The organism is Actinocrinis puniceicyclus, assembly GCF_018283645.1.
Lineage (GTDB): Bacteria > Actinomycetota > Actinomycetes > Streptomycetales > Catenulisporaceae > Actinocrinis > Actinocrinis puniceicyclus.
This window is the reverse complement of sequence record NZ_JAGSXH010000002.1, coordinates 99,892-118,839: the sequence shown is the minus strand read 5'-3', so window position 1 is coordinate 118,839 and position 18,948 is coordinate 99,892. Positions and strand designations below refer to the sequence as shown.

Genomic DNA, 18,948 nt, shown 5'->3' with positions numbered 1-18,948 from the left:
CACGAGTGCCGGCCGCGTTCAGTGCGGACCGAGTACCCGCGTGCCGCGCGGGAAACCGCCGGCCCGGCGCAAGGGTCCATAGCGGGCATCCTGGCCGATTCTTGCCAAACCATCGCTCAGGGCCCGGTCACCGGCGTGTGAATTCGAGGTCGAAGACCGGTCGGCCGGCGGCCAGCGCGCGCCGCTCGAACTTGGTCTGCGGCCGGTCGCCGGGCCGGGGCGCATAGCCGGCGTGCCGGTTCGACAAGCCCGCGTCCGCGGTCAGAACTTCCAGCATCCGCGCCGCATACGGCGCCCAGTCGGTCGCGCAGCGCAGCGTTCCGTCCGGGCGCAGCCGCCCGCGGATCAGGGCGACGACGTCGGACCGGATGATCCGTCGCTTGTGGTGCCTGGCCTTGGGCCACGGATCCGGGAAGAAGACGTGCACGGCGTCGAGTGAGTCCGGCGCCAGCAGGTCCCTGAGCAGTTCGACGGCGTCGCCGCGGGCGGCGCGCACGTTGCGCAGCGCGCCGCGCTCGGCTGTGGCCAGCAGGTTGGCCAGGCCCGGCGTGTGCACGTCCACGCCGAGGTAGTCGCGGCCCGGGTCGCTCGCGGCCATGGCCGCCACCGCCTCGCCCATGCCGCAGCCGATCTCGATCACAAGCGGCGCGCGGCGCCCGAACAGCGCGGCCGCGTCGAAAGGCGGCCCGCCCGGCTCGATCTCGTAGCCGTACTGCGGCCAGAGCCTGGCCAGAGCCTGCGCGCGCCCGGCGCCTATTCGGCCGCGACGCGGATGGAACGTGCGTATATGCGGTGCGACCTGCGATTCCTTCTCCTGGGTGAACATCCGTACCAGCCTAACGGGCGGCGGGGGCCGCGCGGGACCTGCGGGACTTGCGAACCGAAAGTTAGCGATATATCGTTGACACGTCGAGTAAGTCTTTAAACTATCATGGAGATGACGATGACTTTCCCTTCCTTCCCCATGGACGGCCCGTTCCGTGAGCGCCGGGGCCGGGACCGGCGCGGCCGTGTCGACCAGGGCGGCCGCGAGGAGCGGCACGCACGCTGGGAGCACGGCGAGCACCCGGAGCCCCACGAAGGCCCGCACGAGCATCGCGGCCATGGCCGCGGCCGGCGCGGCGGCTTCGGAAACCCGCCGCTGCCCCCGGTGCCGCCCGGCCCCTTCGGTTTCGGCGGCCCCGAGTTCTGGGACGGCCCCGGGTTCGGTCCGCGCGGGCATCGTCGCGGACGCGGCCGGGCCGGGCGCGGCGACGTGCGCGCGGCGATCGTCGCCCTGCTGGCCGAGGAACCCCGCAACGGCTACCAGATCATCCAGGAGATCGAGCAGCGCACCGACGGGGCGTGGCGGGCCAGTTCCGGCTCGGTGTACCCGGCGCTCGCGCAGCTTGAGGACGAGGGCCTGATCGAGCAGGCCGGCGAGGGCGGGCGCAAGCTGTTCACGCTGACCGAGGCGGGCCGAGAGCATGCCGAGCAGCACGCCGAACACCTCTCCCGGCTCTGGCAGGAGGCTGCCGGGCCGGGTGAGCGCTTCGGTGAGTTCGCACGCGACCGGGATCTGGTCACCCAGCTGATCATGGCCTACCGGCAGGTCACGCACGTGGGCAGCGGCGCGCAGCGCGAGGAGGCGCGAGCAGTGCTGACCAAGGCGCGCCAGTCGCTGTACAAGATCCTCGCCGCGGACGAGGAGCCCCACGATGCGGAGCCGGGCGAGTAGGCCGGGTCACCCAAGGCCGCTTCAGCTCAGCTTCAGCTCGCCCGGGCCGGATCCGGCCGCATCCCCGGATCCGGCCCGGGCCCGGTATCGGGCCGGGTACAGTGATGCGCCATGGCGCGCCCCCTGAGTGAAGTCGTGGAGCCCGGATGGGCGAAGGCCCTGGAGCCCGTCGCCGACCGGATCGCCGCCATGGGCGATTTCCTGCGTGCGGAGGTGGCTGCGGGCCGCACCTACCTCCCGGCGGGCTCGAACGTGCTGCGGGCCTTCCAGCAGCCCTTCGAGTCGGTGCGGGTCCTGATCATGGGACAGGACCCTTACCCCACCCCCGGCCACGCGGTGGGGCTTTGTTTCTCGGTTGCCGCGGGCGTGCAGCCGCTGCCCGCCAGCCTGGTGAACGTCTTCCGCGAGTACAGCCAGGACCTGCGCCTGCCCATACCGTCGAACGGAGACCTCACGCCGTGGACCGAGCGCGGCGTGCTCCTGCTCAACAGGGCGCTGACCACCGCTCCCGGCAAGCCTGGAGCGCATCGCGGCAAGGGCTGGGAGGCGGTGACCGCGCAGGCCATCAGCGCTCTGGCGCAGCGCGGCACCCCGCTGGTGGCGATCCTGTGGGGCCGCGACGCCCGGGATGTCAAGCCACTGCTCGGCACCGGCGTACCGTGCATCGAATCCGCGCACCCGAGCCCGATGTCCGCGGACCGGGGTTTCTTCGGCTCCCGGCCGTTCAGCCGCGCGAACGATCTGCTGGCACGACAGGGCGCCGAGCCCGTCGACTGGCGGCTGCCGTAACAGCCGCCACGGCGCGGGCACGGCGCCGCCGCAGCGCCGCACGGTAGCCAGGGGCGCCCTCGGACGGACGCTTTCTTAGCCCCCGATCATGCGGGGGAAGATTTTGCGCGCTAACGTGACAACAGGTCACCGAAGAGGTTCTGCGCCAGGAGGCGGATCGTGGCGGCGGGCCATGTCGCGGCGTTCGTGATCGCAGCGGGAGCGAGCATCGTCACCGCTGTCGCCGGGGCGCTGATGTGCGGCTCCCAGTTCACCCGCTCACGGCGGCTGCTCCAGCGCGGATCGCACGTGACGGCCCGCGTGGTGGAGGCGATCCCCCGGCATCCCGCGGGGCAGGCGTTCCCGTCGGACGCGGCACGAATCGTGGTGGAGTACGAGATCGGTGCGACCACCCACCGCGAGACGATCGTGCTCGCCCGCACCTCGCAGGACAGTTACCACGTCGGAGACGAACTGGAGGTCATGGCCGGATGCGGCCGCCCGCCGCACGTGCGTACCGACGAGGAGCCCAACATCGCCTACGGGACGATCGAGCAGATCGCCGGCGCGGTGCTGGTCATACTCGCCGCTTTGCCGCTGTTCATCATGCTGTCCGTGCACGCGCTCACGCCGTGACGGCGATCGTGAGTTCTCTCAGAGCATTGACCGCGGCGAGCGCGTCGGCGTGAGTGTTGTAGAGCGCGTTGAAGCCGAAGCGCAGGATGTCCGGCTCGCGCTTGTCGCCCACGATCCGCCGCCGCGCCAACTCGGGCACGAGGCGGGCCGCGTCGCGGTGCCGCAGCGCCACCTGGCTTCCGCGCCGCGACGCCGCGCGCGGCGTCGCCACTTCGAAACCCCGCCCCGCCAGCAGCAGGTCGCAGGCCTCGATGAAGAAACTCGTCAGGCTCAGGCCGGCCGACCGAAGCTCGCGCAGATCCACGCCGTCGAACGCGGTGAGCGCGGCCTCCAGCGCGAGCAGCGAGAGCATCGGCGGGCAGCCGATGCGCGCCCGCGAGATCCCTTCGGCCGCGGTGTACGCGTCCTGCATCGCGAAGGGGTCGGCGTGGCCGTGCCAGCCCGTGAGCGGGTGCCGGACATCCGCGTGATGGCGCCGCGCGATGTAGACGTACGCGGGCGATCCGGGGCCCCCGGACAGGTACTTGTACGTACACCCGACCGCGAAATCGACCCCTGTTTCGTCCAGCGCGAGAGGCACCGCGCCGGCGGCGTGGCACAGGTCCCAGACCGTCACGGCCCCGGCTTCGTGCGCGGCCCGGGTGACAGCGGAAAGGTCCCATAGTTCGCCGGTGCGGTAGTCCACGGCCGGATAGGAGAGCACGCACACGTCGCGGCCGTATTCACCGAGCGCCGCGCCGACCTGCGATGCAGGCACGCGCCGCACCTCAAGGCCGAGCAGTTGAGCGACCGAGTCGGTGAGGTAGGCGTCGGTCGGGAAGTGCCCCGGATCGGTCAGCAGCACCCTGCGATCCGGCCGCAGGCGGGCGGCCGCGGTCAGCGTGTTGAAAAGCTGCACCGAGGTCGAGTCGCCCGTGACCACCTGGCCCGGCGCGGCGCCGAGCAGCGCGCCGATCCGGTCGCCGATCCGCAACGGCGCGTCCCACCAGCCCTCGTCGAACCAGGAGGAGATCAGGCCGCGGCCCCACTGGCGGCGCACCGCGTCTTCGAGCGCCGCGGGCACGGCCGCCGGCAGCACGCCGAGCGAGTTGCCGTCGAGGTAGACCAGATCCGGCGGGATCAGAAACCGGTCGCGGGTGTGCGCCAGCGGGTTGAGCGCGTCGAGCTTCGCGGCCCGCTCGGCGAGTTCACCGGGAGTCACATCCACGACTATGCCCATCCCTGGTCCCGCACAGTCCACAGATCCGGGAAGTACTTGCGGTGCACGCCGCGCTCCAGCCACTGGGCTCCTGAAGTGCCCGCCGAGCCCGGCTTGTCGCCCATCGAGCGCCAGACGGACAGCAGGTGCCGCTGCTTCCAGCGCACGTGCCGCTCCGCGGTGTCGAACAGCGCGTCGCCGAGGTCCGCCAGGTCACCGTGCCGCGGCTGGTCGCAGTACACCGCGCGCCACACCGCCACCAAGCGGTCGTCGCCCTGGTACTCGGTGCGCGGGTCGCGCTCGGCCAGCCCCTCCGGGACCGCGAAGCCGCGCCCGCGCAGCAGCTTGAGCGCCGCGTCGTACAAGGAGGGCGCGGCGGCCTGTGCGGCCAGTTCGGCGTGGATACGGGGAGTCTGCTCGTGTACGGCCAGTGCACGCGGGTGCCGGGCGCCGAGGAGGAACTCGATGTGCCGATATTGGTAGGACTGGATGCCCGACGCGACACCGAACGCGTCGCGGAACTCGTCGAACTCGGCCGGCGTCAGCGTGCGCAGCGCCTCCCAGGAGGCGAGCAGCGCGTCCTGCGCCCCGTGGGCCCGCCGCAGGGTGCGTACAGCGCGGTGCACATCGGCGCCGGGACGGGTCAACACGTCGCGTGCGCTCTCCCACTCGTGGCGCAGGAGCGTGAAGTACAACTCCATGATCTGGGTGACCACGAGGAACGAGAGCTCGGCCGGGGCGTCGGTGCGCGGTTGCTGCAGAGTCAGCAAGGCGCCAAGCCGGGCGTAGTCCTCGTACTCGTTCAGGTCCGTTCTCGGGGGGGCGGTCGCATTCGCAGGCACCCGACTATAGAACTACCGCGGACGTCGGCTCGGAATGGCCGATGCCACCGCGTCGGCGGACATGGGCTTACGATCGCAACGTGAATACCCGCGCCGAGTTTCCGGATGCCGTCGACTGGTTGCTGCTCGAGCAGTTGCAGCAGGACGGGCGGCTCTCGTTCAACGAGCTGGCCCGCCGGATCAACCTGTCCGCGCCGGCCGTCGCCGAGCGGGTGCGCCGACTGGAGCAGGGCGGGGTGATCACCGGTTACCACGCCCACGTCAACCCCGCGCGCGCCGGGCGGACGGTCGAGGCGCTGGTGCGGATGGCCTGCTACGGGCCCCGCTGCCTGCTGCGGCACCCGGAAGTGGTGGACGAGAGCCCGCAGATCCTGGAGGTGCACCGGCTCACCGGCGACGCCTGCTGCCTGCTGCGGGTCGCGGTGGAGTCGATGCCCCAGTTCGAGGCGTTGATCGACCGGCTCGCCGATCACGGCCAGCCGTCCTCGACGATGGTGCTGTCCTCTCCGCTGGCCTGGCGCCCGGTGCGGCCCTCGGGATGATCCGTCCCCGCTCGAACAGGCGCGCGGACCCATCCGGGTGACGTGCTTCGAAAGCGCTGGCGAAGGTCTCGGGTTCTGCCAGACTGCTGCGCAAGGGGCGGCGCGGCGGAAGGCGGGGACCATGACGGCAGGCGGCGCTACGGAGCAAGCCGGTTCAGGCGCGGACGGCGCCGCGGGTCTGCAGGCCATAGACCACATCGTCGTCCTGATGCTGGAGAACCGGTCCTTCGACCACATGCTCGGCTACCTGTACCACGGTGCCGGCAACGTCACGCCGACGGGTCAGAGCTTCGAGGGACTGACCGGTGGCGAGTCGAATCCGGGCACTGATGGCCGGCCGGTGCCCGTCTTCCCGATCACGGCGAGCACTGCGAACGCCTACTTCATGCCGGGCGCGGACCCCGGCGAGGGGTACATGGCCACCAACAGCCAGCTGTTCGGGGCGACCACGGCGCCGAGCGCGCCGACCGCGCCGGCGATGCGGGGCTTCGTGTCCGACTACGCGTACTCGCTGGGCTGGGAGTCACGCGAGGGCTGGTCGATCGTCCCGGGCACGCGGCCGCAGGACATCATGGGCTGCTTCACGCCGGAGACGCTGCCGGTCCTATCGGCGCTGGCCCGCGGGTACGCCGTGTGCGACCACTGGTTCTGCTCGGCCCCGACCGAGACGCTGCCGAACCGGGCTTTCGCGCTGGCCGGCACGAGCCAGGGCCACATGGACGACAAGACCCGCACCTTCACCTGTCCGTCGATCTTCGGCTCGCTGAGCGCCGCGGGAATCAGCTGGAGCGTGTACGGCTACGACGCGCAGCCGCTGACCAGGCACAACTTCCCGGACATCAGCAACGCCCCGGCCTCGCACTTCGGCCGGTTCGCGGACCTGCGCGCGGCCGCCGCGGACGGCTCGCTCGCCGCGTTCACCTTCGTGGAACCGTCCTGGAGCAGCACCGGGAACAGTCAGCACCCGAACTACGACGTGGCGCTCGGAGAGCAGTTGATCCACGACGTCTACGAGGCGCTGCGCGCCGGTCCGCAGTGGAACAGCACCCTGCTGATCATCACCTACGACGAGCACGGCGGGTGCTACGACCATGTGCCACCGCCGTGGGGGGCGACGGCGCCGGACAACACGACCGGCGAGTTCGGGTTCGACTTCACCCGGTTCGGGCCGCGCGTGCCCACGGTGCTGATATCGCCGCTCATCGCGCCGGGCACGGTGTTCCGGGTCGGGGACGGGGCCACCCCGCTGGACCACACCTCGATCCTCAAGACGGTCGAGACGCGCTGGAACCTCGCCCCGCTCACCGCGCGCGACGCGGCGGCCGGGCACGTCGGCGCGGTGGTGACGCTGACCACGCCGCGCACCGACGACGTCCTCGCGGGCGTCGTCGTGCCGGTGTCCGGCGGCATCACGCCGGCGGCCGACAGGATCAGCCACCTGCAGGAGGTCCTGGTGGACCTGATGGCACGCGAGGTCCCGGCCGGCGAGCACGTCCCGGCGCCGCACACGAACGAGGAGGCGCAGTCCTTCATCCGCGAGCGGTCCGAGGCCGAAACGGAGCACCGATAGCGGCCGGAGTCAGGGGCTGTCTGCGTCCGCGCCCGCCACCCCACACCGCGGTGGCCGCGGTGTGGGGTGGCGGGCGTGTCCGAGTCGCCGCGGGCGCCGGCCGGCCCGGCTTACGTATACGGGCCCGGACAGCGATCCGGCAGCGGCCGGCTTCATCAGCCCCCGTAGTTCAATGGCCGCCGTCGCGCAGTGCCTCCAGTATCCGCTGTTCGTCGGCCGGCGGCAGGCCGTGGCCGTTGATGCGGCCGTCGTCGTCCGCGAGAGACGGCGCATCCCTGAGCCAGGCCCAGGTGTCCCGCACGGTTTCGGCGATCGGGCGGCACTCCAGACCCGCCTTGAGCGCGTTCGACACGTCCGTGTCCCAGACCCCCGCGAACGGTTCGCGCCGGGGCGACCAGAGCGGGAGACCCGACCAGACCGGCACGCCCCGCTCCAGCAGCAACTCATCCGGAGCCCAGACGAGGCGCGCGTGCGCGCCGGTGGCTTCCACGCACGCGGCCAGCCAGCCGCCGAAGGTGGTGTGGCCCTTCGGGCCGGTGAGCAGATACGGCTCGGTGCGTCCCTCTTGCAGGCAACGCAGGCCGAACCGGGCGATGTCCCGGGCGTCGATCAGCTGCATCTCACGCTCCGGTTCGCCGGGGGCCAGCACGTCGCCGCCGCGCGCTATGCGGCTGAGCCACCAGGTCAGGCGGCCGGCGTTCTCGTGCGGGCCGAGGATGATCCCCGGCGAGTGAATCAGCACTCTACCGGGGAAGGCCGCGCGGAGCGCGCGTTCACAGCCCGCCTTCAACGGACCGTACTCGCCCTCGGTCGCGTCGGGCTCGCACGCGAGCAGCGGCGAACCGTCGGTGATGCTCCGGGCGGGGAAGTGCGCGAAGGCGGAGACGCTGGAGACGAACAGATACGCGCCGGCCGCGCCGGCCAGCGCGCGTGCGCCGTCGCCGACGACCTTAGGCACGTAGCCGGAGGTGTCGACGACCGCATCCCACGGCCCGGCCGCGGTTCCCTCCGCGACCAGCCTCCCGAGGTCCGCGGGATCCTCGCGGTCGCCGCGTATCGCCTGGACGCCGGGAAGATCGGGACCGGACAAGCCCCGGTTGAACACGGTGACGTCATGACCTGCGGCGAGGGCTTCGGCCGCGAACGCACGGCCGAGGAAGCGGCTGCCGCCTAGAACGAGAATACGCACCCGTTCATCCTCGGCCGCGCGCCCGGCGAGGGCAACGGTGTTCGCGCTCCGCGCGAAACGAACCCGGGACCGCCCGGTGGCGAAACCGGTAGAGATGTCACGAAGCTGATGCGGTGCGCGCGCACCCTGACCGGGGTTTGGAGGAGTCAGTATCTGCGACATTGGGGCCGCACATCGGGAGGGAACCTTGAGCGCCACGACCTTGGGCAGCATGAGCGCACACGAGACGGCTGGGGGCCGGTCCGGGGCGCGGGACGGCGTGCACGCGGCAGGGGCGGTGCCGTACGACGGCGTCCTGCTCTCCGAACAGCAGCGCGCCGACTTCGACCGGGACGGTTACTTCATCGTCCGCGACGCGGTGCCCGAAGAGCTGCTGGGCCGGCTCGACGAGGCGATGGACCGGGTGTACGCCGCGGAGAAGCAGTCCGGCGGCCTGCACCCGGACGACCAGAGCCTGCACCTGATGGGTTTCCTGCACCGGGACAACAGCTTCCTGGAACTGTTGGAGCTGCCCACCGTCTTCCCGCTGGTCTGGGGGATCCTCGGCTGGAACATCCACGCCTATCACCACCACCTGGACGTGCACCCGCCGATCCCGCGGCCGCGCGGGAAGGTCTGGCGCTGGCATCAGGACGGCGGGCGGCAGAACCTGGAAATCGAGACCGAGCCGGTGCGCCCACTGCTGTCCATCCGCACCTCGTTCTGGCTCTCCGACGCCTCCGAGCCGGGCCGCGGCAACTTCATGTGCATTCCCGGCTCGCACAAGACCGGCCGGCTGCCACGCCCGCAGCGTCCGGAACTCGGCTTCGAGGATCCGCAGGGGGCGATCGAGGTCTGCCCGAACCGCGGCGACGTCGTCGTCTTCGACCGGCGCATCTACCACGGCCGGTCCGACAACTACTCGCAGATCACTCGCAGGGTGCTGTTCGTCGGGTGGACGTACCGCTGGATCGCTCCGCACGAGGACCGGGTGATCACCCCGGGGCATCCGTGGTGGGAGCGGTTGACGCCGATCCAGCGGCAGTTGCTCGGCGGCGGCCGCGACGCGATCTCGTACTGGGGCCTGGGTGAGGACCGCTTCCCGCTGCGCGAGTACCTGTCCGAGCGCGGGCTGCTGGATCCGGCCGTGAACAACAACAGGTAGTCCGGGTCGCCACGACGGCGCCGCGCCCGGCCGCGAGCCCGGTGGGCTTGTCGCTCGCTTCCGGATCGCTTCTAGGCGGTGTTGGGGAATGTATCAAGGCAACGATTCGGCCGCCGCTTTGTCGGAATCGTAATGGCGAATCCGGTCAGCGACGAGCATGGGCGCGCGGCCGGAGCGTCCTCGCGCGTTCATGATTCAACACAGCGGTCGTCTGTGGACGTTTCGGCCGTGCGTCCAGGCGAAGTCGATCACCGGATTCGCCCCTTGAGGCATTCCGCAACACTGCCTAGAGCGGGGTGGCGCCGTCCGGCGGCCAGGTCTCTTCGAGGTAGACCACGGTTCCGGGCGCGCTACGGATGGCGGCGAGCCTGCGCGCGATGAAAGGCCGCGTGCCCCGCGGCAGATCGCCGGGTTCGAAGAACCCGATCTCGGCGATCTCCTCCGGCTGCGCCCGCAGCGTATGCGGCGCCTGACACACTCCCGCGTCGAAGGTGAGGCTCAGGAACTGCACCGGGCTGCCGTCGGAGCGCTGCGCCCACTGCACCGCCAGCAGCGGGCCGAGCCGCTCGGCGACGAATCCCAGTTCCTCGGCCAGTTCGCGCACGCAGGCGACCGCGGGCGGCTCGTTGTCGTCCACCACACCGCCCGGCAGCGACCAGCCGTCGCGATAGGTGTTGCGTACCAGCGCCACCCTGCCGTGCGGGTCGCGCAACACCGCGTTGGCGGAGAGCGCCAGCTTCGGCAGGCTCGCGAACCACTGGGCTGACTCGTTCGGGCTGAACGTACTCACGGAGACCGAGTCTGCCAGACGGCCGCCGCGCCGCACGCCCCCCGGCACCCGATCACCGTGCGGCCCTCGCGGCGTTGCGCGAGATCGCCTCGACGAACTCGTTCCACAACGGCTCGGGAAGGTCGTGCCCCATGCCCGGGAAGATACGCAATTCAGCGCCCGGTACAGCCGCCGCGGTGGCGCGCCCGCCGCTGACATCGACCAGCGGATCCTGGTCACCGTGCATGACGAGCACGGGGAGTTTCAGGGCGCCGAGCGCTTCGGTGCGGTCCGGTGAGGCCGCGATGGCGGCCAGTTGGCGGATGCCGCCGTCGGGCCGGTACGCGCGGTCGTAGGCGGCCGCGGCGCGCTCATAGCGCACCTCGTCCGACACGGCGTACTGCGGGGCGCCGGAGCCGATGATGCGCTGCACCTGCACTGCGCGGCTTATCGCCTGCTCCCGGTCCGCTCCGCGCGGCGCCATGAGGGCCGCCATCGCCTCCTGCGTGGGGTAACCGACGTCGCGATTCCCGGACGTCGACATGATCGAGCACAGCGACAGCACCCGCTCGCCGTGCCTTATCGCCAACTCCTGGGCGATCATCCCGCCCATCGAGGCGCCGACCACGTGCGCGCGGTCGACTTCGAGGGTGTCCAACAGCCCGGCGGCGTCATCGGCCATGTCCGCCAGCATGTAGGGAACGCAACCGCGGTCGCCGCCGAGGATGGCGACCAGGTCCGGCTCGGGAAGCCCGTCGAACTGCGTGGACAGCCCGATGTCCCGGTTGTCGAAGCGGATGACGTGGAAGCCGCGCTCGGCGAGCTTTCCGCAGAACCGAGGGTCCCACGCGGTCATCTGCGTGCCCAGACCCATGATCAGCAGAAGCGCGGGGTGCGCCGGGGAGCCGAAGGTGTCGTACTCGAGTTCGATTCCGTTGGCCGCGGCCCGGGGCATGGTGCTCCTTCACTCAAGCGGACCAGCCGTCCGCCGGTTCATCCCAACGGATGATCTCACGTACACCGGCACGACGCCGCGATGACGGATCATGGAGTGGTGCCCGATCGCGCGACCGTACCCGAGAACCTGCGCTCGGACCGCGCGCTCGACCGCTGGCTGCGGGATCTCGACGCGCTGGACCAGCCGCACGTCGAGGTCGCGCTGCCGGACATGAGCGACCTGCCCGAGATCCTGCTCGATCTGGCCGTCGCGCACGAGGACATCAACGAGATCGTCGCGCTGCGGCCGCGCGTCACCGGCGACGACGAGGCGCGCTGGCTGTTCGAGCGCGTCACGCGCTCGCTGATCGGGCGCGTCGGAACGATCAACCATCCGGTGCGGGCTCCGGCGCCGCCCGGCTCGTGGGGCGCGCTCGGCCGGTACTTCTACGTGTTCGTATATATCGCGGTACTGCCGCACACGCTCGACTACCACCGCCGGCGCGGTGTGCCGCCGGAGGTCTCGCGCCGCACGCTCGCTGACATCGGCCGCAACATGGCCGCCTACCGCAGACGGCACGGCGCCGGCGGCCTGCTGAATCCCTGGTGGCCGGTGCTGCACCTGCGCGGCGAGCTCTACCAGCTCGGGCGCTTGCAGTTCCAGCGCACGACGCTCGGCGGCCGCACCGGCAACGCCGTCGCCCGGGCCGGCCTGCCGCTGGGCCCGGGCAGCACGACGCTCGCGCTGCACGTCCCGGACTTCTGCGGCCCGCTCGGCCCCGCGGCGTGCGACCGGTCGCTGGAGCTGGCTCGCGCGTTCTTCGAACGCTGCTACCCCGAGGAGCGCTACGCCGTCGCGACCTGCCACTCGTGGCTGCTCGATCCGCAGTTGCGCGAACACCTTCCGCGGGATTCGAACATCGTCGGCTTCCAGCGCCGTTTCCGCACCGCGTACGTCTCGCCCGAGGATTGCGACCGCGAGACGATCGGTTTCGTCTTCGGCGATCCGGACCTGCCGCTGGACTGCCTGCCACGCCGCAGTACCCTGCAACGCGCCGTAGCCGACCACCTGCTCCGCGGAGGGCACTGGCACGTCGGACACGGCTGGTTCGAGCTCTGATCGCGTGAACCCGTGGTCAACCGGACGCGCGAAGCACACGGCTTCGAACTCGCAGAGCTCAACATCGCCCGTCTGCTCGAACCCCTCGACTCGCCGCGACTGGCGGGCTTCGTCGCGGGACTCGAACCGGTGAACGCGGCCGCCGACGCGGCACCGGGCTTCGTGTGGAGGCTGAAGGACGAGTCCACGGCCGACGCGACTTCGTTCCGGATATTCGAGGACGACTGGCTGCTGGTGAACATGTCCGTCTGGACGACGCACGAGGCGCTGCACGCCTTCGTGTACGACGAACTGCACCGCGCGGTGCTGCGCCAGCGCCGGGACTGGTTCGAGCACCTCGCGGAGGCGGTCACCGTGCTGTGGTGGGTTCCGGCAGGCAGCCGGCCGACGGTGGCCGAGGCGCAGGAGCGGCTGGAGCACCTGCGCAAACACGGCACGACGCCCTATGCCTTCGGACTGCGCGATACCGTCGCGCCGCCGGCACCCGGCGCCGACTACGCGCCGCAATAAGCAGCGCCGCGTGGCGTTTTCCGGCGTGGTGTGTCAGGACACGCCGACGATGGGCAACCGCAGCGCGCCGGGAGCCGACTCGGGTACGGCCGGCCGGCGCGGCGGGACGGGTTCGAGCCGGCGGTACGCTTCGCCGACCCGCGGCCGGCGGTCCGCCTCGCCCTTGTTCGGCCAGAAGGACATCGCCCGCTCGGCCATCGCCGTGATGGTCAGCGAGGGATTCACCCCGAGGTTCGCCGGGACCGCCGACCCGTCGACGACATGCAGCCCTTCGTACCCGAAGACGCGGTGGTAAGGGTCTACGACGCCCCGGTCCGGGCCGGCGCCCATCACCGCGCCGCCGAGGATGTGCGCCGTCAACGGCATCCCGAACAGGTCCCCCACCGTGCCTCCGGACACGCCGCCGAGGTTGTCGGCCAGCAGGCGCGCGGCCTGGTTCGCCGCCGGGATCCAGGTGGGATTCGGCTCACCGTGCCCCTGCCGGCTGTGGATCTTGATCCGGCCGGTGCGCGTGCGCCGCGGATAAACCGTCAGCGAGTTGTCGAGCGACTGCATGACCAAAAGGATGACGGTGCGCTCGGCGAACTTGCGCGTCGTCAACAGCACCGGGACCTGGGTCGGATGCCTTAGGGCCTCGCCGAGCGCCTTGATCACGCGCGGGACGCGGCCGCCTCCGTCGGTGAGCGGGGCGCGCAACAGGCCCATCGCGTTGCTGCCTTTGCCGTAGCGCACCGGCTCGATGTGAGTGTGTTCGTCAGGATGGATCGACGAGGTGATCGCGACGCCCTCGGTGAAGTCGTGGCGGTCGTCGCGCGCGGTGGCCCCGAGCAGCGCTTCGGAGTTGGTGCGCGTCAGTTCGCCGAGTGTCGCCGACAGGGCGGGCAGCCTGCCGTTCACGCGCAGAGTGTGCAACAGCCGCTGCGTGTTGTAGGCACCCGCGCAGAACACCACGTGCTCGGCGGTGAAGGTCTTGCGTGCCTTGCGCGAGCGTCGACGGAACCCGACGGTCGGGCGCGCGGTGACCCGGTATCCGCCGCCGCCGAGCGGTTCCACGTCGGTGACCGTGGTGAGCGGATGGATCTGCGCCCCCGCCTGCTCGGCGAGATGCAGATAGTTCTTCACCAAGGTGTTCTTGGCGTTGTGCCGGCAGCCGGTCATGCACTCGCCGCAGTGCGTGCAGGTGCGCCGCGAGGGCCCGGCTCCGCCGAAGTAGGGGTCCGCGACCTCGGTGCCCGGGGGCTCGTCGTTCGCGCCGAAGAAGACGCCGACTGGCGCCTGGTGATACGTCGCGGCGACACCCATCCGGTCCGCGACGAGCCGCATCTCCTCGTCCGCGGGAGTCATCCGACGGTACGTCACCACGCCCAGCATGCGGCGCGCCTGGTCGTAGTACGGGTCGAGTTCGCTCTCCCAATCGGCGATGCCGCGCCACTGCGGGTCCTCGAAGAAGGCGCGCGGCGGTTTGTAGAGCGTGTTCGCGTACACCAGCGAGCCGCCCCCGACTCCCGCTCCGGCCAGGATCAGCGCGTTGTCGAGGCGGTGGATGCGCTGGATCCCGGTGCAGCCCAGCGCGGGGGCGAACAGGAAGTCGCGCAGATGCCAGGAGTTCTCGGCGAACTCCCGGTCGGCGAAGCGCCGCCCGGCCTCCAGGACGGCGACCCGGTAGCCCTTCTCGGTAAGCCGCAGCGCGGTCACCGAGCCGCCGAAGCCCGAGCCGATCACGAGCACGTCGTAGTCGAAACCGTCCGCGGCCGCGCGGTCGGCGGGATCCTGCACCGGCACCGGGTCAGTCATGCCGCGGATGTTACTACCGACCGGTAGGTTTGGCGACGGCCCGCGCGCTGTTTTCCGTCCTGGCGGGCCGCGATGGCGGACAATGGTCGCCATGACCACGCAGGCCCTGCTGCGGGACTTCACCGAGCGGCAGATCGAGCGCTCGCGCCGCCGCAAGCGCGCCGTGCTGCCGCTGCGCCTGGCCTCGGCGGCGACCGGTTTCGCGGCGGTGTGCGTGCTCGCATTCACTCCCCTCGGCGCGGACCTCGTCCGCGGTGCCGGTTCGCTGGCCGGCGGCGGCTGGATCGCACAGGCCCTGCTCGGCGCGGTGGCCCTCGATCTGGCGCTGACCCTCGTCGGCCTGCCGGCCGGCGCCCGCATGGAGAGCGTCAACCGCCGGTGGCGGCTGTCGAACCGGTCGTGGCGGCTGTTCTGGGCCGACACGGCCAAGGGCCTGCTGATCGGTGCGCTGCTGCTGGCCTCGGCGAGCCTCGGGCTGTTCGCGCTGATCCGCGCGCTGCCCGGCACCTGGTGGATTGCGGCCGCCGCGGCCGCGGCGGCACTGGTGTTCGTGCTCTCCTTCCTGGTGCCGGTGGTCTTCGAGCCCTTGTTCAACCGGTTCCGGCCGCTGGAGGCCGGTCCGCTGCGCGAGCGGTTGCTGCACGTCGCGGCGCGCAGCGGGGTGGCGGTACGGGACATCATGGTCAGCGACGCATCGCGCCGGACCAACGCCATGAACGCCTACGTCTCCGGGATGGGCCGCACCCGGCGCATCGTGGTCTGGGACACCACTCTCACGCAGGGCGAGCCGGACGAGGTCGCCGCGATCACGGCCCACGAACTCGGACACGCCGCCCGGCGCGACGTGCCCACCGGCACCGCGCTCGGCGCGCTCGGCATGATCGCCGGCACCCTGCTGCTCGCCGGGGCGCTGCACTGGCGCGCGCTGCTCGAAGCCGCGGGGACGCCGGGTGCCGCCGACCCCCGCACGCTGCCGCTGATCATCGGCATCGCAGCCGTGTTCAGCACTTTCAGCGCCCCCCTGTTCAATGCCCACAGCCGACGCATCGAGGCCCGCGCGGACGAGTACGCGCTCAACCTGACACGGAACCCGGCCGCCGTCGTGTCCGCGTGGCGCACCCTGGCCGTGCAGAGCATCTCCGACCTGGAACCGCATCCGCTGGCGCAGCTGTGGCTCGGCACTCACCCCGCGATACCGGCGCGGATCGCGCATGCGCGCGGATGGGCCGCGGCGCACGGGGTACCGGTCGCGTTGCCCGACCCGGGCGCTGCGGCACACCCGCGCAGCGACGATGACCAGCACGAACACGAAGCGGCCGACGGGCGACCGGATGGCTGACCGGCAGAGACACGACGGAGGAGTCCCGATGGCACAGCACGCCCCGCTCGACCAAGACACGGTCGAGCGCCTGCTCGGCTCGCTGGAAGGCTGGACCCGCGAGGGCGACACGATCCGGCGGGTGTACCAGGCCGAGGACTTCCCCGGTGCCATCCACCTGGTCAACGTGGTCGCCGTGCTTGCCGAGCAGGCGCGCCACCACCCGGACATCGACATCCGCTGGCGCACACTCACCTTCACCTTGAGCACCCACGACGCCGGGGGCCGGGTCACCATGGCGGACGTGCGCCTGGCCGAGCAGATCAACGAGGCGATCGCCACGCAGCCGGCTGCTCGCTGAGAGCGAACATGCGGGCGGAACACTCCGGCGCGACGGGAAGTTGAGCTCAGCAGACTCAACCTCGCGTCCGCTAGGAGTTACCCGATGGCCCTTGCCCCGACCACCCGTGCGCTGCCGGTCCTGCCCCTCGACGACGCGGTGGTGCTCCCCGGCATGGTCGTGCCGCTCGACCTGACCGACCGCGAGGTGAGCGCCGCAGTGGACGCGGCCCGCGCCGAACGCTCGGAATCCCCCGAACTGCTCCTGGTCCCGCGCCCGGACGGCAGGTACGCCGCTTACGGCACCCTGGCCGTGATCGAGCAGACCGGCCGGCTGCGCGGCGGCCAGCAGGTCGCCGTCGTGCGCGGCACGCACCGCGCCCGCATCGGCCGCGGCACCACCGGTCCCGGCGCGGCGCTGTGGGTGCTGGCCGAGATCCTGCCCGAGACCCCCGCCACCGAGCGCACCCGCGAGCTGGCCGAGACCTACCGCGAGATCGCGGTCAAGATCCTCCAGCACCGCGGCGCCTTCCAGGTCGTCGACGTCATACGGCAGATCCAGGACCCCTCCGCCCTGGCCGACTCGGCCGGCTACGCGCCGTACCTGACGCTGGAGCAGAAGACCTCCCTGCTGGAGACCGCCGATCCGGCCGAGCGGCTGGAGACCGTGCTGACCTGGGCCCGCGAGCAGCTGGCCGAGCTGGAGGTCGCCGAGACCATCCGCAACGACGTGAACGAGGGCATGGAGAAGCAGCAGCGCGAGTTCCTGCTGCGCCGCCAGCTGGAGGCCATCCGCAAGGAACTGGCCGAGCTGGAGGGCCGCCCCGCCGACGAGAAGGAGGACTACCGCGCCCGGGTCGAGGCGGCGAACCTGCCCGAGAAGGTGTTCGAGGCGGCCGTCAAGGAGGTCGACAAGCTCGAACGCGGCAGCGAGCAGTCCCCCGAGGCCGGCTGGATCCGCACCTGGCTGGACACGGTGCTTGAGCTGCCCTGGAACGAACGCACCGAGGACGCGTATGACATCCCGGCCGCGCGCGCCGTCCTGGACGCCGACCACTCCGGGCTGGACGACGTCAAGGAACGCATCGTCGAGTACCTGGCGGTGCGCAAACGCCGGGCCGACCGCGGCCTTGGCGTCGTGGAGGGCCGTCGCTCCGGGGCCGTGCTCGCGCTGGTCGGACCGCCCGGGGTCGGCAAGACCTCGCTGGGCGAGTCGGTGGCCCGCGCCATGGGCCGCAAGTTCACCCGCGTCGCCCTCGGCGGCGTGCGCGACGAGGCGGAGATCCGCGGACACCGGCGTACCTACGTCGGAGCCATGCCGGGGCGGATCGTGCGCGCGATCAAGGAGGCCGGGACGATGAACCCGGTGGTCCTGCTCGACGAGATCGACAAGGTGGGCGCCGACTACCGCGGCGACCCGACCGCGGCGCTGCTCGAAGTGCTCGACCCGGCGCAGAACCACACCTTCCGCGACCACTACCTGGAGGTCGAGCTCGACCTGTCCGACGTGGTGTTCCTGGCGACCGCGAACGTGCTCGAATCCATCCCCGGACCGTTGCTGGACCGGATGGAGTTGGTGCGCCTCGACGGTTACACCGAGGACGAGAAGGTCACCATCGCCCGCGACCACCTGCTGCGCCGCCAGTTGGACCGCGCGGGGCTCTCGGCGCAGGAGGTCACGTTCGAGGACGCGGCGCTGCGCCGGCTGGCCGCCGAGTACACCCGCGAGGCGGGCGTGCGCGACCTCGAGCGCGGCATCGCGCGCGTGCTGCGCAAGGTCGCGGCCCGCAGCGCGACCGGCGAGTCGCAGCTGCCGGTGACGGTCGGCCCGGACGCGCTGCGCGACTACCTGGGCAGGCCGCGGCACACCCCGGAGACCGCGGAGCGCACGGCGGTACCGGGCGTCGCCACGGGCCTGGCGGTCACCGGCGCGGGTGGCGAGGTGCTCTTCGTGGAGGCGTCGCTGGCCGACCCGGAGACCGGGTCGACTGGGGTGAGCCTGACCGGCCAGCTCGGCGAGGTGATGAAGGAGTCGGCGCAGATCGCGTTGTCCTACCTGCGTTCGCACGGCGCGGAGCTGGAACTGCCGGTGAGCGACCTGAAGGACCGCGGCGTGCACGTCCACGTGCCCGCCGGGGCGGTCCCGAAGGACGGGCCGAGCGCCGGAGTGACGATGGTGACCGCCCTCGGTTCGCTGCTCTCTGGCCGTCCGGTGCGCGCCGAGGTGGCGATGACCGGAGAGGTCTCGCTGACCGGGCGGGTGCTGCCGATCGGCGGGGTCAAGCAGAAGCTGCTGGCGGCACAGCGCGCCGGGGCGAGCACGGTGCTGCTGCCGAAGCGCAACGAACCGGACCTGGACGACGTGCCGGCCGAGGTGCGCGAGGCGCTGGAGATCCACCTGGTCTCGGACGTGCGCGAGGTGCTCGAACTGGCCCTGTCGCCCGCCAACGCCCCGCGGCCGGTGACGCTCGCCGCGGGCGCGTAACGCGCCGCTGGAGGCGGTGCCGGGAGACGCTCAGGCTCGGATCAGGGCCCCGCGGACACTCCCCGGCGCCG

General features: G+C 71.5%; 18 protein-coding genes. 11 read left to right on the top strand and 7 right to left on the bottom strand.

The window, feature by feature from the left end; all coding sequences use genetic code 11:
• Positions 1-127: 127 nt before the first annotated feature.
• A complete protein-coding gene (trmB, locus tag KGA66_RS01325) occupies positions 128-826 on the bottom strand; it encodes a tRNA (guanosine(46)-N7)-methyltransferase TrmB (RefSeq protein ID WP_211463547.1) in 699 nt (232 codons plus the stop codon).
• Positions 827-943: 117 nt separating this feature from the next.
• Between trmB and KGA66_RS01320 the strand changes: the two genes are divergently transcribed.
• From KGA66_RS01320 to KGA66_RS01310, 3 genes are all read left to right on the top strand, one after another.
• Entirely contained in the window at positions 944-1,717 is a 774-nt protein-coding gene (locus KGA66_RS01320) for a PadR family transcriptional regulator (protein ID WP_211463545.1), read from the top strand.
• Between the two features lie 111 nt (positions 1,718-1,828).
• Positions 1,829-2,506 (top strand): uracil-DNA glycosylase, encoded by a 678-nt coding sequence (locus KGA66_RS01315; protein ID WP_211463543.1) that lies wholly within the window; start codon positions 1,829-1,831, stop codon positions 2,504-2,506.
• A gap of 159 nt (positions 2,507-2,665) precedes the next feature.
• Positions 2,666-3,121 carry a hypothetical protein gene (locus KGA66_RS01310; protein WP_211463541.1) on the top strand — a complete coding sequence of 152 codons (456 nt, stop codon included), beginning with the start codon at positions 2,666-2,668 and terminating at the stop codon, positions 3,119-3,121.
• Here KGA66_RS01310 and kynU read toward each other — a convergent pair.
• Together kynU and KGA66_RS01300 are read right to left on the bottom strand one after the other, a co-directional pair.
• Positions 3,111-4,328 (bottom strand): kynureninase, encoded by a 1,218-nt coding sequence (kynU, locus tag KGA66_RS01305; protein ID WP_211463539.1) that lies wholly within the window; start codon positions 4,326-4,328, stop codon positions 3,111-3,113. The genes KGA66_RS01310 and kynU overlap by 11 nt on opposite strands.
• A gap of 2 nt (positions 4,329-4,330) precedes the next feature.
• Complete coding sequence (locus KGA66_RS01300) at positions 4,331-5,161, bottom strand: tryptophan 2,3-dioxygenase (protein ID WP_211463537.1); 831 nt, start codon at positions 5,159-5,161, stop codon at positions 4,331-4,333.
• 80 nt (positions 5,162-5,241) lie between these two features.
• Between KGA66_RS01300 and KGA66_RS01295 the strand changes: the two genes are divergently transcribed.
• Together KGA66_RS01295 and KGA66_RS01290 are read left to right on the top strand one after the other, a co-directional pair.
• Positions 5,242-5,703 carry an Lrp/AsnC family transcriptional regulator gene (locus KGA66_RS01295; protein WP_211463535.1) on the top strand — a complete coding sequence of 154 codons (462 nt, stop codon included), beginning with the start codon at positions 5,242-5,244 and terminating at the stop codon, positions 5,701-5,703.
• A gap of 121 nt (positions 5,704-5,824) precedes the next feature.
• Positions 5,825-7,273 (top strand): alkaline phosphatase family protein, encoded by a 1,449-nt coding sequence (locus tag KGA66_RS01290; RefSeq protein ID WP_211463533.1) that lies wholly within the window; start codon positions 5,825-5,827, stop codon positions 7,271-7,273.
• Between the two features lie 169 nt (positions 7,274-7,442).
• On the opposite strand, the gene KGA66_RS01285 is transcribed toward KGA66_RS01290, so the two are convergent.
• Positions 7,443-8,462 carry an NAD-dependent epimerase/dehydratase family protein gene (locus KGA66_RS01285; protein ID WP_211463531.1) on the bottom strand — a complete coding sequence of 340 codons (1,020 nt, stop codon included), beginning with the start codon at positions 8,460-8,462 and terminating at the stop codon, positions 7,443-7,445.
• Between the two features lie 187 nt (positions 8,463-8,649).
• On the opposite strand from KGA66_RS01285, the gene KGA66_RS01280 reads away from it, so the two are divergent.
• Positions 8,650-9,606 (top strand): phytanoyl-CoA dioxygenase family protein, encoded by a 957-nt coding sequence (locus tag KGA66_RS01280; RefSeq protein ID WP_211463529.1) that lies wholly within the window; start codon positions 8,650-8,652, stop codon positions 9,604-9,606.
• A gap of 286 nt (positions 9,607-9,892) precedes the next feature.
• Here the strand turns inward: KGA66_RS01280 and KGA66_RS01275 are convergent, their stop codons facing one another.
• Complete coding sequence (locus KGA66_RS01275) at positions 9,893-10,396, bottom strand: NUDIX domain-containing protein (protein WP_211463527.1); 504 nt, start codon at positions 10,394-10,396, stop codon at positions 9,893-9,895.
• A 52-nt stretch (positions 10,397-10,448) separates the two neighbouring features.
• Complete coding sequence (locus KGA66_RS01270; RefSeq protein ID WP_211463525.1) at positions 10,449-11,330, bottom strand: alpha/beta fold hydrolase; 882 nt, start codon at positions 11,328-11,330, stop codon at positions 10,449-10,451.
• Between the two features lie 99 nt (positions 11,331-11,429).
• On the opposite strand from KGA66_RS01270, the gene KGA66_RS01265 reads away from it, so the two are divergent.
• Both KGA66_RS01265 and KGA66_RS01260 read left to right on the top strand, forming a co-directional pair.
• Positions 11,430-12,431, top strand: a complete 1,002-nt coding sequence (locus tag KGA66_RS01265) for an acyltransferase domain-containing protein (RefSeq protein ID WP_211463523.1) — start codon at positions 11,430-11,432, stop codon at positions 12,429-12,431.
• 12 nt (positions 12,432-12,443) lie between these two features.
• Positions 12,444-12,941, top strand: coding sequence for a DUF3291 domain-containing protein (locus KGA66_RS01260; protein WP_211463521.1), 498 nt, complete (start codon positions 12,444-12,446; stop codon positions 12,939-12,941).
• A gap of 33 nt (positions 12,942-12,974) precedes the next feature.
• Here KGA66_RS01260 and KGA66_RS01255 read toward each other — a convergent pair whose 3' ends face one another.
• Positions 12,975-14,735, bottom strand: coding sequence for an FAD-dependent oxidoreductase (locus KGA66_RS01255; RefSeq protein WP_211463519.1), 1,761 nt, complete (start codon positions 14,733-14,735; stop codon positions 12,975-12,977).
• 91 nt (positions 14,736-14,826) lie between these two features.
• Between KGA66_RS01255 and KGA66_RS01250 the strand changes: the two genes are divergently transcribed.
• The 3 genes from KGA66_RS01250 (at position 14,827) to lon (ending at position 18,877) form a co-directional block, all read left to right on the top strand.
• Positions 14,827-16,074, top strand: coding sequence for a M48 family metallopeptidase (locus KGA66_RS01250; protein ID WP_211463517.1), 1,248 nt, complete (start codon positions 14,827-14,829; stop codon positions 16,072-16,074).
• A 28-nt stretch (positions 16,075-16,102) separates the two neighbouring features.
• Complete coding sequence (locus tag KGA66_RS01245) at positions 16,103-16,414, top strand: 4a-hydroxytetrahydrobiopterin dehydratase (RefSeq protein WP_211463515.1); 312 nt, start codon at positions 16,103-16,105, stop codon at positions 16,412-16,414.
• An 84-nt stretch (positions 16,415-16,498) separates the two neighbouring features.
• Complete coding sequence (gene lon / locus KGA66_RS01240) at positions 16,499-18,877, top strand: endopeptidase La (protein ID WP_211463513.1); 2,379 nt, start codon at positions 16,499-16,501, stop codon at positions 18,875-18,877.
• The last annotated feature ends 71 nt before the right edge of the window (positions 18,878-18,948 follow it).

Coding starts and splice junctions, on each gene's coding strand:
- trmB (WP_211463547.1), bottom strand. CDS start 826: ATGTTCACCCAGGAGAAGGAATCGCAGGTCGCACCGCATATACGCACG.
- KGA66_RS01320 (WP_211463545.1), top strand. CDS start 944: ATGACTTTCCCTTCCTTCCCCATGGACGGCCCGTTCCGTGAGCGCCGG.
- KGA66_RS01315 (WP_211463543.1), top strand. CDS start 1,829: ATGGCGCGCCCCCTGAGTGAAGTCGTGGAGCCCGGATGGGCGAAGGCC.
- KGA66_RS01290 (WP_211463533.1), top strand. CDS start 5,825: ATGACGGCAGGCGGCGCTACGGAGCAAGCCGGTTCAGGCGCGGACGGC.
- KGA66_RS01270 (WP_211463525.1), bottom strand. CDS start 11,330: ATGCCCCGGGCCGCGGCCAACGGAATCGAACTCGAGTACGACACCTTC.
- KGA66_RS01255 (WP_211463519.1), bottom strand. CDS start 14,735: ATGACTGACCCGGTGCCGGTGCAGGATCCCGCCGACCGCGCGGCCGCG.
- KGA66_RS01250 (WP_211463517.1), top strand. CDS start 14,827: ATGACCACGCAGGCCCTGCTGCGGGACTTCACCGAGCGGCAGATCGAG.
- KGA66_RS01245 (WP_211463515.1), top strand. CDS start 16,103: ATGGCACAGCACGCCCCGCTCGACCAAGACACGGTCGAGCGCCTGCTC.
- lon (WP_211463513.1), top strand. CDS start 16,499: ATGGCCCTTGCCCCGACCACCCGTGCGCTGCCGGTCCTGCCCCTCGAC.